Below are 11,724 nucleotides of genomic sequence, written 5' to 3'. Positions count from 1 at the left end.
CTACGCGAGTTTCAGCTCATGCTGAATATGTTGGTGGTAGAAGTTCTCGATTGTAAAGGTCAGTTCCTGGCGGGCGGCCGTGAGCCAGCCGTGCTCATCCAAGGTATACTCTTCCCGGCAGTTGAGGGAGTGGGCAACCCGGAAGTTGAGCATGTCCATGGCTTGCTTGACCAACGCCTGCAGGCCGGGCTCATCGAAGCGGGCCGCATCCAGTTCCCCGCTTACGCGCAGCTGACACTCGCCCGGCACCGCGCTACTGGGCACCACTTCGGTGTGCAAGCGCAGCGGCAAGTCGAGGCTGCCGAAAAAGCCGGCCATTACCCGCTCACTGTACCCCGCTCGGACGGCGCCGGCCGGCCCAACCGGACTAAACAGGCCCGGAAACAGAACCCCGTAGCCTCCTTTATGCCGAAAACTATCCAGGAGTGTGGGCGAGGTCAATTGCTGCTCGAACCCCTGAATAAACGCTTGGCCCTCCCGGGTGGTCCCATACGTGTGTAGGATGTGGGGCCGCAAACCCAGCCACTGCTCTTGCACCTGCTCCCGGTTGCGAATAGCCAGCAAGTCGCCATAGGTGCCGACTTCCAATAGCAGCTGGTTGTTCACCGGGTTCAGATCGGCCAGCAGCAGGGCCAGGGGCGACTGGTCGGTTTGGGCAAAGCTGAGTTGCTCGACCAGCACCGCGTGGGTGCCGGCGGGGCTGCGGCCCCCGTAGGTTTGCCGCAGCGTGGTGGCAATGGAATTGCTGACCGTTTGCCCTCGTACGCGGGTGCTGGTGTCGCTCTGAATCTGAAACGTGCGCGACGTCTGCAGAAGCGGTACTGCCGCCGGGGCCGGTAATGGCTGCATAGACTCCGAATAAGATAAACACTAACTAGAAGCCGTAAACTTAGTATTTTCCCGTAACCACGAGCTTTATCCCCCTTCTGGGCCGGCCCAGAAGGCCTACCGCACCCCAGCCTTGGGTAGTAGGCGCACGCCTGGAAATACAAGCTAAGTTCAATATAGAACCGGCCCTATCGCCGAACAGCCCGGTGTAGCCCGTAATAAGTCTATTCCCAGAGCGGGTAATGCTCCAGGTGCACTTCCTGTCCGAAAAAGATGCGGGTGCTTTCCTCAAATGAGCGGGTGAAATCGGAAACGTAGAACTGATGACGCGGCGGCACTTTTTGAGCCTTGACGGCCAGCCCGTTTTCTTCCAGATACTGCTTCACGTGGCTGGCTACTACATCGGACGCGTCGAGCACGGCCACGTCACCTTTATAATAGGCCTTAATCTGGTCCTGAATCAGCGGGTAGTGGGTGCAGGCCAGCACCAGGGCTTCGATATCGGCCAGCACGGGCTGGGCCAGGTAGGAGCTGATGATATTCTCGCTGATGGTATTGTTAAAAAAGCCTTCTTCTACCATGGGCGCCAGCAGCGGGGTGGCCAACGAGCGAAGCTCCACGCCCGCATCGAGGTCGTCAATCTTCTTTTTATAGACGTTGGAGTTGACCGTCTGCTTGGTGCCAATCAGGCCCACGGTCCGGTCGGCGTAGGCCTGGCCCACGTGGGCCACGATGGGGTCGATGACGTTGAGCACCCGCGCCTTGGAGCCCACGTATTCGCGCACCAGTTCATAGGCCGCGGCCGAGGCCGAATTGCAGGCAATCAGAATAACCTTGCAGTGCTGGCGCAGCAATAAGTCACAGATCTTGACGCTGTACGCTTGAATAGCGGCCGTCGATTTGTCGCCGTAGGGCAGGTGGGCCGTGTCGCCGAAATACACGAGCTGCTCGTGGGGCAGGACGCGGTTGACGGCCCGGGCCACGGTGAGGCCGCCAATGCCGCTGTCGAACACGCCAATGGGGCGGCTGCTGAGGTCGGAAGAAGAGGAAGGTGCCATACGGGGCGAAGGTAAGGCCTTTTTTGGCGGCGCTGCTGGGACTACGGCAGCAGCCAAGCAGTACAATTTATTCCGGAATAATTTTATATTGTCGCACCCTGCACTCCCACCGTATACCCCATGAGTAAAATACTGGAAGAAATTGACCGCGCCCTGGGTGCCTTCGATTCCAGCCACGGCCGCCCGGTTGCCATTGAGCTCGGGGAGCGAAAATACACCCAGCTCGTGCTCGACGTAGCCGACCGCCACAGCGCCGGCGGCGACCTGACCACCAACACCGGCCGCCCCCTGGCCTACCGGGGCCTGGAAATTCTGCGCGACGAGCGTAACGTGGACCGGATTCGGGTTATCTGAGGTAGCTCAATGGGACAGGTTGCTTCTCTTCATAGTGTGCCGATAGCGCGCTTCCAACGCCTGGCTGATACTGCAGCACCATTTGTCTATGCAGTTGATGTCGAGGAAAGCGTATACTTCGACCAAACCTTTCAGGGCCTTACCTATACCTTGGCCAAAGCCTGTGACAACACGGCTGCCCCGGGGCTGATGGAACACCTGTTTGAGTCCACTGAATTTCTGGGTGAGGATTTCGACCTCGCGAAAGTTGACTGGGATTCAGACGCGGACTTGGACCATTATATGGCGCTGGAAGAGGCCCGCATATACTACCATTCTCCCGACAAGGTCCAGGCAATTGCGGCCTGTCTGGCAACGGTAACGGATGAGGCGTTTTTGGCGGCCTTCGACCCGGCCGACATGAACCGGCAAGGCGTCTATCCGGGAGTCTGGAATAGAAACACCGGGCCGGACGAGGCATTTAATGAACAGAATACGCTCCAGGAATTTCACTTTCTGCGGGACTTCTTTGCCCGAATCAGCAGCGGCGCCTATTACTGCGTGTGCTATGTAGGCTGAGCTGCCCGGTAGAAGGTCCGGTCGAAAACACGCCTCCAGGTGCTGGCAAGGCCGTATAGCGCTTATTTGGCGGTTGGTTCTGGCTTCCCGCATTTAGCGCCGTACCTTTGCCCCATGAATCTGCTTTCCGGAGAAAACCTCTCAAAAAACTACGCGGACCGCTGGCTCTTTCGGGAGCTGGGCTTTGGTCTGAATCAAGGGCAGCGCGTGGCGCTGGTTGGTATCAACGGTACCGGCAAAACCACATTGCTGCGTATTCTGGCCGGCCTCGAGCAGCCCGACACCGGTTCGGTGAGCGTGCGTAAGGGCATTCGGGTAGCCTTTCTGGGTCAGCAGCCGGTGTTCAATGAGAACCTGACGGTGGAAGAAACCATCTTCGCCTCCCAGAACGACACGCTGGCTGCCATCCGCGACTACGAGCACGTCGTGAACGACCCCAACCACAAGCCCGACGACTTGCAGCGGGTGATGGAGCTCATGGACTCGCTCAACGCCTGGGACTACGAAGCCCAGGTCAAGCAGATTCTGGGCCGCCTGGGCATTCTGGGCGAGCTGCTGGAACGTAAGGTGAGCATGCTCTCGGGCGGGCAGCGCAAGCGCGTGGCCCTGGCCCGGGTCCTGATTGAGGAGCCCGAAGTGCTGATTCTCGACGAGCCTACCAACCACCTCGACCTCGACACCATCGAGTGGCTGGAGGGCCGCCTGGCCTCCCCTTCTCTGACGCTGCTGATGGTGACCCACGACCGGTATTTTCTGGACAAAGTCGCCAACGAAATCGTGGAAATGGACCAGGGCCGGGTGTTCCGCTACCAAGGCAACTACTCCTACTTCGTGGAGAAAAAAGCTGAGCGGGAGCAGATTGAGGTGGCCGAAGTAGAAAAGGCCCGCAACCTGCTGCGCAAGGAGCTCGACTGGATGCGCCGCCAGCCTCAGGCCCGCGGCACCAAGCAAAAGGCCCGCATCGACGCCTTCTACGAAACCCAGGAAAAGGCCAAAACCAAAATCAGCGGCCCCCAGATGGAGCTCAGCGTGAAAACCACGCGCCAGGGCGGCAAAATCATCGAAGTCGAGCACCTGCATAAGCAGTTCGGCGACCATGTCGTGCTCGACGACTTCAGCTACGTCTTCAAGAAAAAGGACCGGATTGGCTTGATCGGGCCCAACGGGGCGGGCAAGTCGACGCTGCTCAACATGCTGACCGGCAAGCTCCAGCCCGACTCCGGCACCGTGGACGCGGGTCAGACCACCGTGTTCGGCTACTACACCCAGACCGAGCTGGAGTTCGACGAAACCCAGCGCGTGATTGACATCGTGAAGGAGGTGGCCGAAGTGGTGGAAATGGCCAACGGCGAAGTCGTGACGGCCTCGCAGTTCTTGCAGCACTTCCAGTTTCCGCCCGCCCAGCAGTACACCATGGTCAGCAAGCTCAGCGGGGGCGAAAAGCGCCGGTTGCAGCTCTTGCGCGTGCTCATCAAGAACCCGAACTTCCTGATTCTGGACGAGCCCACCAACGACCTGGACATCATCACGCTCAACATCCTGGAGGACTTCCTGCTGAATTTTGCCGGCTGCATCCTCATCGTTTCGCACGACCGGTACTTCATGGACGCCTTGGTGGAGCACGTCTTCGTGCTGGAGCCCGGCGGCCACATCCGCCAGTTCCCCGGCAACTACACCGACTACCGCGAGTGGCAGAAGGAGCACCAGGCCGAAGAATACGCCCGTGAGAAGGCCCAAACGGCCAAGGCCGCGGCGGGTGTGGCTCCGGTGGCAACTCCGGTAGCGGCGCCAGCTGCCGCGGCGGCCGGTTCGGCCCCGAAGCGCAAGGCCACTTTCGCCGAGAAAAAGGAGTACGAAACCCTGGAAAAGGACATTGAGAAGCTCGAAACCCGCAAGCAGGAGCTGATTGAAAAGCTCAACGCCGGCACCGGCTCCCACAAGGAGCTGGCCGACTGGGCCGCCGAGCTCAAGCAAACCGACAAAGACCTTGACACCAAGGGGGAACGGTGGCTGGAGCTGGCCGACTTCGTGTAGTCATTCGAACTCGAAGACGTAAGCAAAACGCCCTGGCCGAGTTATCGACCAGGGCGTTTTGCTTAGCGGACCGGAGCGCTAGGTGCGGCCTCCGAAGGGGCAACGGTAGCCGTAGGCGGTACCGGCGGCGCTACAGGGCGGGGCGTTGGGGGCGCGTAGTAGCCCTTGTTTCGCTCCTGATCAAAGTCATAAATCAGGGTTCGTTCCCCGATCGGCATTGAAATGCGCAGGAGCAGCGTTTGATCGAAGACGGGGAAAACAACGTAGCCGTGGGCCATTTCACCGGGCCGGAGGATGTTTTTACGCAGCATTTTCACTTCCCACAATTCCTTTTCGTTAAAGGCCCGATCGGCCTGCTCAGCATGGTTTAGGCGTTGCTCCTCGAAATAGATTTTATTGTCGATCCGCGCTTGCTCGCGGCGCAACTCTTCAGCCTGCTTTTCTTTTTCAGTGCCTTTCACCGGGGTCAGGTCTTCGGCCACATTGCCAATGATTGAAAACCATTCCAGGGCGCTGACGCCGTTAGCTTTGCGGGCCTCCTTGTCGAGGCGGGCACTGAGCTGCTGAATGCGCGCTTCCGGGTTGATGGCATATACCATGGACGGAACGTAGCTGACATTGGGATTCAGCTTTACCGCATTCTTTTTGGCCGTGGCCCGATCCATCATCACGGGCTGGTAGTAGAACGTGCCCGGATTGATAGCCACGGCACTGTCGGAGCCGTTGCGGATTTCTACTTCGAACATCAACTCCTTGTCGCGCAGGTGCGAGTACGCTAGCTGCACTTCCACGCTGTCGAAGTTGGTGCTGACGGCCGGGCGGCCATCGTGCCACTCACTGTCGGGCTGACTGGGCTTTACGGTTAGATAGTAAGAGGGCCCGCAGCTGGGTAGGCCAGCCGCCAGCAGAGCCGTTGTGGCCCCCAGCGCCAGAGTAGACCGAAGGTTCATACGCACGAAGAATATAGTTGGTAGAGCCAGAAAAGATGTATAAGGTGGCAGCGCCAGCCGCTTTTTAGGGCCCGGCGGCACCACTTATCAAACATAAGCAGCGCCGGGGAAACTTATAGCTTTTCTTCGGATCTTGTTATTGCCCTAGCAGCTGCGGCGGCAAGGAAAAATCGCCCGCCGCATCGGCCAGGAGCGGCCAGTGCCGCACCACTGCGGGTAGCGGAACCGGCCCAAAGACGTGGGCAAAGGTTGCCTGGCGCGTGGCTACCCATTCGCGCTCCACGCGCACTCCGGCCGCAATCAACTGTTTATCATCGAGTTCGAGCAGGATAAGGTTAGGGTGACCGGCGTAATAGCGCCGGGCTGTTTCAAGCACCTGCGGCAGGTCGGAGGTGTGAATGAAGCCCTCAGTGGTCAGGTCATTACTGGCAAAAAAGCCGGTTTGCTGCGCCTGTAGCCAGTCGGCTGTTTCGGCCAAACGGTAAATCATCCGGTACCAGGAAAAAGTACTACCTAAAAAAGTCATCCTAAACACCGCGAGTTCTGGCCCCGGTCCCCAGCAAATCGGGACGATTTCGCTGGGACCGGGGCCAGAAACGTAGCAGTGCTTAGGATGACCAAAAAGGGGTGGCAACGGCTAGCTTAGGCCTTCCACACTTCCTTGCGCACGTTTTTGCCAACCGACAAAATCAGGCGCGTGGGGTTCGGCACCAGCACGAGGCGGGCTTCTTTGCCGGGGAACTCGTCGGAGTCAACCCAGACCCCTTCCTTGTGGGAGGGCAGATAGCCCGTGTCGCCCTTGATATCGTTGGGCAGGTAGGCCGTGGGCAGCAGCACATCGGTATCGGGGCAGAGCTGCTCGTGGACTTTCTCTAGCACTTCTTCCAAATACTGGCCGTACTCATCATTAAAATCGTCTTCCAGATCGTGCAGTTCTTCTTCCACGTCGTCGTAGCGGGCATCGTCGTAGGTCAGCTTGTGCAGCTCCTGCTTTTTTTCGATCAGCGCAACGAGGGCACGGTTGAGTTCCTCCTTATTCATAGCTACGGGAAAAAAGGGTTAATGCGCAAAGGTGCGTAGGATTCTGCAATTGTACGCAGCAAAAGCGGCAAACGCCACAGGGAGTCACGATTTGCGGCACGGGCCGAAATAGGAACGAATTGGGGCAAACGCGTATTTTTACCCAAACAACCCCTCTTCCACCCGTATCCTTTCTTCTATACGACCATGCAAACCATGACTTCGCCTGAGGTGCAGGCCCACCCCGCCCACGACTTCCTGCCCCTGAAGGGCACCGACTTCATTGAGTTCTACGTCGGCAACGCCAAGCAGAGTGCCTACTACTACCAGGCGGCTTTTGGCTTCGACTTGGTGGCCTACGCCGGCCCCGAAACCGGTCTGCGCGACCGGGCCAGCTACGTGTTGCAGCAAGGCAAAATCCGCTTCGTGCTGACGACCTCCCTGCTGCCCGACTCCGACATTACGCGCCACGTAGCCCAGCACGGCGACGGGGTAAAGGTCATGGCCCTGTGGGTGGATGACGCCCGCAAGTCGTGGGAGGAAACCACCAAGCGCGGCGCCAAGTCGGCCTTCGAGCCCTACACCATCGAGGATGAGTTTGGCAGCGTCACGCTGTCGGGCATTTACACCTACGGCGAAACGGTGCACACCTTCGTGGAGCGCACCACCTACACGGGGCCCTTCATGCCGGGCTTCGTGGCCAAGAAAGGCCTGGTACCCCAGCCTACCCAGGTGGGTCTGCTCCACGTGGACCACTGCGTGGGCAACGTGGGCTGGGGCGAAATGAATCAGTGGGTGAAGTTCTACGAGGAAGTAATGGGCTTTAAGCTCCTGCTCACCTTCGACGACGAGGACATCAGCACCGAGTACTCGGCCCTGATGAGCAAGGTGATGAGCAACGGCAACGGCTACGTGAAATTCCCCATCAACGAGCCGGCCGAAGGCAAGAAAAAGTCGCAGATTGAGGAATACCTCGACTTCTACCACTCGCCCGGCGTGCAGCATATTGCCATTGCCACCAAGGATATTCGGGCCACCGTGGCCGAGCTGCGGCGCCGCGGGGTAGAGTTTCTGAGCGTGCCGGCCTCGTATTACGAAGACCTGGTAACCCGCATCGGCACCATCGACGAGGAAATTGACTCCCTGAAGGAGCTAAACCTGCTCGTCGACCGGGACGAGGAAGGCTACCTGCTGCAGATTTTCACCAAGCCGGTGGAAGACCGCCCCACGGTGTTCTTCGAAATCATCCAGCGCAAGGGGGCCAAAAGTTTCGGCAAGGGCAACTTCAAGGCCCTGTTCGAAAGCATCGAGCGGGAGCAGGCCCTGCGCGGCAACCTGTAAGCTTTAACGTGTTCTTGCGAGGCAGAGCCGAAGCCATCTGTCCTCTGCGAAGTACGACACGGCCTTTTACTCACAAAGCCCCGACGCCTGCCCAGACGTCGGGGCTTTTTTACGCCTGTACAGGACAATCTCACACAGCTTCACCTCACACAAAAAGGTGTGAGGTGAAGCTGTGTGAGGCAGCTACTGACCTAACAGCTTTTTACCTTACAAAAAAAATTCTTAGGTCGAAACGTGTTAGGTCGCCTACTCCCCTGCTATGAAGGGCTTCTCTGGCAAAAGGAAGTTTGTCACCAGCCGAGGACGGATTAGCTACGCGCTGCTCGCAATGACACGGAAAAACCTCTTTTCTTTACGCTCGTTCTTTACCCGCACACAACCTTACCCATCCCATACATGGCCCTGACCTCCGACATCCAAGCTAAAATCAACACCTGGCTGACCGGCAACTACGACTCCGACACCAAAGCCTCTATTCAGCAGCTGCTCGATTCCGGCGACGAAGAAAGCCTCAACGATGCCTTTTACCGGGACCTGGAGTTTGGCACCGGGGGCCTGCGCGGCATCATGGGCAATGGATCCAACCGGATGAACCGCTACACCCTGGGCATGGCCACCCAGGGCCTGTGCAACTACCTGCTCAAGTCGTTCCCCGGCCAGGAAATTAAGGTGGCCCTGGCCCACGACTCGCGCAACAACAGCCGCGAGTTTGCCCGCATTGCGGCCGGCATCTTCTCGGCCAACGGCATTCACGCCTACCTCTTCTCCGACCTGCGCCCCACGCCCGAGCTGTCGTTTGCCATCCGGTACCTGGGCTGCCAGAGCGGCTGCGTGATTACGGCCTCGCACAACCCCAAGGAGTACAACGGCTACAAGGTGTACTGGCAGGATGGCTCCCAGGTGGTAGCCCCCCACGACAAGAACATTATCCGGGAAGTCAACGCCATTCAAAGCGTGGACGAGGTGAAGTTCCAGGCCAACGAATCCCTGATTCACCTCATCGGGGAGGACATTGACGCTGCCTACCTGGCCCAGGTGAAGGCCCTGAGCATCAACCCCACCGCCATTCAGCGCCAGCACGATCTGAAAATCGTTTACACCCCCCTGCACGGCACCGGCATTACCCTGGTGCCCAAGGCCCTGGCCCAGCTGGGCTTCACCAACGTGAGCATCGTGGAAGCCCAGGCCACGCCCGACGGCAACTTCCCCACGGTTCAGTCGCCTAACCCCGAGGAAAAGGTAGCCATGCAGATGGCCCTCGACCAAGCCAAGGCTCAGGACGCCGACCTGGTTATTGCCACCGACCCCGACGCCGACCGGGTGGGCATTGCCGTGAAAAACAACCAGGGCGACTGGGTGCTGGTAAACGGCAACCAAACCGCCGCCCTGCTGACCCACTACTTGCTCTCGGCCCGCAAGCAGGCGGGCAAGATGCAGCCCAACGACTTTATCGTCTACACCATCGTGACCAGCGACGTGCTCGGCGACGTAGCCCGGGCCCACCAGGTGAAGGCCTATCAGACCCTGACCGGCTTCAAGTACATTGCCGGCATCATCCGCGACCTGGAAGGCCAGGAAAACTACATTGGGGGCGGCGAGGAAAGCTACGGCTACATGATTGGCTCTTTCGTGCGCGACAAGGATGCCGTATCGGCCTGCGCCCTGCTGGCCGAAATGGCGGCCGTCGCCAAGGACAACGGGCAGACGCTCTACCAAGCCATGGTGGACATGTACGCCACCTACGGCCTCTACAAGGAAGACCTGATTTCGCTGACCAAGAAAGGCCAGCGCGGAGCCGAGGAAATCCAGGAAATGATGGCCAGCCTGCGGGCCACTCCCCCCAAGACCATTGCCGGCTCGCCCGTGGTAGAGCTGCGCGACTACAAAACCGGCGTAATCCGCAACCTGCTGACCGGTGAGGAAACGGCCACCGGGCTGGAAAGCTCCAACGTGCTGCAGTTTATCCTGGCCGACGGCAGCAAGGTCTCGGCCCGCCCCTCGGGCACTGAGCCCAAAATCAAGTTCTACTTCAGCGTGAAGCACCCCCTGCAGTCGGCTGTCGACTTCGACCAGGTCAACCAAAAGCTGACCGACTACATCAACCTTATTATTGAGGACATGCAACTGAAGTAATCAATCTTCCTGCTGCTACTTTTACAGCCCGGTCTACTCCCTAGGCCGGGCTGTTCGTTTTTGGTCGACCCGAATGGTAGCCCGGCTTTGGTATCGACCTCTGCTACATGACATTTTTTGAGGTAGGTCCACTCCTAAATAAGAGGCCCGTTACGGCAAGCGTTTTTTATTCGCACCTAGGTAGGCATTTGTGGACGTAGTAGGGGTCTACCGTCTCCCCTACCACTTTACAAGCGGGTTTTGCTTGTGCTAAATACAGTCAGAAAACTACTCGGCACTCCCTCGTTTGGCTCTACGTGTCAGCTAGCAGATGTACCCGCTGAGCTTGCTTAACCCGTCATAAAGAGGTTAGTTACAGCTTCGTATCGGGCTTAGGCCGTAAGCTACGGCTACCATCTGGCCAGAAGTGTTGCTGTAGCAGCCGAGCACCAGAAGCTTCCTCTCCCTAATTCTGCGTCGCCATGCCTGCTCCTTGCCTACCCGCAGACGCCGGCCCGGGCTTTGGCCCCACGGCGGCCAGCAACGTTGGCATTAGACGGCGCCCCACCCGCGGCCGGGTGGCCCTGCTGGGTGGCACCGTCGAAACTGGTTCCTCGCCTAATCACGGAACTCACCTGCGCATTCGTATTCCTGTACCTGCTACTTCCATTACCCATGATACGCCTTTTTCTAGTAGATGACCACGCTGTGCTGCGTGACGGCTTGCTCTCCCTGCTGAACGACGAGCCGACCCTTACGGTCGTAGGAGAAGCCTCCAACGGGCAGGAACTGCTGGAGCTGCTGCCGACTACCCCGGCCGATGTCGTACTGCTCGATTTGCACATGCCCGGCCTTAATGGTCTGGCCACCACCCAGCGGCTGAGCCAGGAGTTCCCCAACGTGCGGGTGCTGATCTTGTCGATGGTGGAAAACGAGCGCAGCATCGGGCAAGTGCTCGAAGCCGGGGCCCACGGCTACGTCCTCAAAAATGCGGACAAGGGTGAACTGGTCGTTGCCATTCAGGCCGTTGCCAACGGCAAGCGGTTTTTGTGCTCCGACCTGGGCCTGGCCATGCTGGATAAAGTACTCCGCTCGGTGCCAGGCAGCCTGGCTACCCTGCCGGGCAAGCAGCCCGGCGACCTTTCCCAGCGGGAGAAAGAAGTGCTGCACCTGCTGGCCGAGGGGCTCACCAACTAGGAAATGGCCGACAAGCTCTTTACCAGCAAGCGCACCATAGAAACCCACCGTCAACACATTCTGGAAAAAACCGGCGCCAAAAACACCGCGGCCCTGGTCAAGTACGCCCTCGACCAGGGCTGGTTGGCCAAGCAGTAACAGGCAGATTATCGGCTACGCAATTCCAGAGGTTGTTGCGGCCCGTTTGCCCGCCGGGCACCGAAGCATAGCTACTACGTGCAAGTATGGTTTGGGAAACAGACTGAATTCGTATTTTGCGGTATCTATGGTTG

The 11,724-nt window shown here is 58.8% G+C and carries 12 protein-coding genes; 7 read left to right on the top strand and 5 right to left on the bottom strand.

All coding sequences use genetic code 11. From position 1 onward, the window contains the following. Nucleotides 1-849 (bottom strand): hypothetical protein, encoded by an 849-nt coding sequence (locus tag E5K02_RS00915; RefSeq protein WP_135391430.1) that lies wholly within the window; start codon nt 847-849, stop codon nt 1-3. Between the two features lie 203 nt (nt 850-1,052). Further along, entirely contained in the window at nt 1,053-1,886 is an 834-nt protein-coding gene (gene murI / locus E5K02_RS00910) for a glutamate racemase (RefSeq protein WP_135391429.1), read from the bottom strand. A 120-nt stretch (nt 1,887-2,006) separates the two neighbouring features. On the opposite strand from murI, the gene E5K02_RS00905 reads away from it, so the two are divergent. The 3 genes from E5K02_RS00905 to E5K02_RS00895 all read left to right on the top strand — a co-directional run bounded on the left by E5K02_RS00905 (nt 2,007) and on the right by E5K02_RS00895 (nt 4,832). Continuing rightward, nucleotides 2,007-2,240 carry a hypothetical protein gene (locus E5K02_RS00905; RefSeq protein WP_135391428.1) on the top strand — a complete coding sequence of 78 codons (234 nt, stop codon included), beginning with the start codon at nt 2,007-2,009 and terminating at the stop codon, nt 2,238-2,240. A gap of 9 nt (nt 2,241-2,249) precedes the next feature. Continuing rightward, complete coding sequence (locus tag E5K02_RS00900; protein WP_135391427.1) at nt 2,250-2,798, top strand: DUF1877 family protein; 549 nt, start codon at nt 2,250-2,252, stop codon at nt 2,796-2,798. 114 nt (nt 2,799-2,912) lie between these two features. Further along, nucleotides 2,913-4,832, top strand: coding sequence for an ABC-F family ATP-binding cassette domain-containing protein (locus tag E5K02_RS00895; RefSeq protein ID WP_135391426.1), 1,920 nt, complete (start codon nt 2,913-2,915; stop codon nt 4,830-4,832). A gap of 62 nt (nt 4,833-4,894) precedes the next feature. Here E5K02_RS00895 and E5K02_RS00890 read toward each other — a convergent pair whose 3' ends face one another. The 3 genes from E5K02_RS00890 to E5K02_RS00880 all read right to left on the bottom strand — a co-directional run bounded on the left by E5K02_RS00890 (nt 4,895) and on the right by E5K02_RS00880 (nt 6,823). Continuing rightward, nucleotides 4,895-5,782, bottom strand: coding sequence for a hypothetical protein (locus E5K02_RS00890; RefSeq protein WP_135391425.1), 888 nt, complete (start codon nt 5,780-5,782; stop codon nt 4,895-4,897). Nucleotides 5,783-5,918: 136 nt separating this feature from the next. Continuing rightward, nucleotides 5,919-6,272 carry a DUF952 domain-containing protein gene (locus E5K02_RS00885; RefSeq protein ID WP_167856230.1) on the bottom strand — a complete coding sequence of 118 codons (354 nt, stop codon included), beginning with the start codon at nt 6,270-6,272 and terminating at the stop codon, nt 5,919-5,921. A gap of 152 nt (nt 6,273-6,424) precedes the next feature. Then, nucleotides 6,425-6,823 carry a hypothetical protein gene (locus E5K02_RS00880; protein ID WP_135391423.1) on the bottom strand — a complete coding sequence of 133 codons (399 nt, stop codon included), beginning with the start codon at nt 6,821-6,823 and terminating at the stop codon, nt 6,425-6,427. A 186-nt stretch (nt 6,824-7,009) separates the two neighbouring features. Here E5K02_RS00880 and hppD point away from each other — a divergent pair, with 186 nt between their 5' ends. The 4 genes from hppD (at nt 7,010) to E5K02_RS25830 (ending at nt 11,590) form a co-directional block, all read left to right on the top strand. Then, nucleotides 7,010-8,143 (top strand): 4-hydroxyphenylpyruvate dioxygenase, encoded by a 1,134-nt coding sequence (gene hppD, locus E5K02_RS00875; protein ID WP_135391422.1) that lies wholly within the window; start codon nt 7,010-7,012, stop codon nt 8,141-8,143. Nucleotides 8,144-8,539: 396 nt separating this feature from the next. Next, the gene (locus tag E5K02_RS00870; protein ID WP_135391421.1) at nt 8,540-10,276 is read left to right on the top strand and encodes a phospho-sugar mutase; all 1,737 of its coding nucleotides are present in this window, start codon (nt 8,540-8,542) and stop codon (nt 10,274-10,276) included. 654 nt (nt 10,277-10,930) lie between these two features. After that, entirely contained in the window at nt 10,931-11,452 is a 522-nt protein-coding gene (locus E5K02_RS00865; RefSeq protein WP_240737096.1) for a response regulator transcription factor, read from the top strand. A gap of 3 nt (nt 11,453-11,455) precedes the next feature. Continuing rightward, complete coding sequence (locus E5K02_RS25830) at nt 11,456-11,590, top strand: response regulator transcription factor (RefSeq protein ID WP_240737094.1); 135 nt, start codon at nt 11,456-11,458, stop codon at nt 11,588-11,590. The last annotated feature ends 134 nt before the right edge of the window (nt 11,591-11,724 follow it).

Source organism: Hymenobacter metallicola, assembly GCF_004745645.1.
Taxonomy (GTDB): Bacteria; Bacteroidota; Bacteroidia; order Cytophagales; family Hymenobacteraceae; genus Hymenobacter; species Hymenobacter metallicola.
The sequence above is the reverse complement of the archived record's forward strand: the minus strand, read 5'-3'. Positions and strand labels throughout refer to the sequence as shown.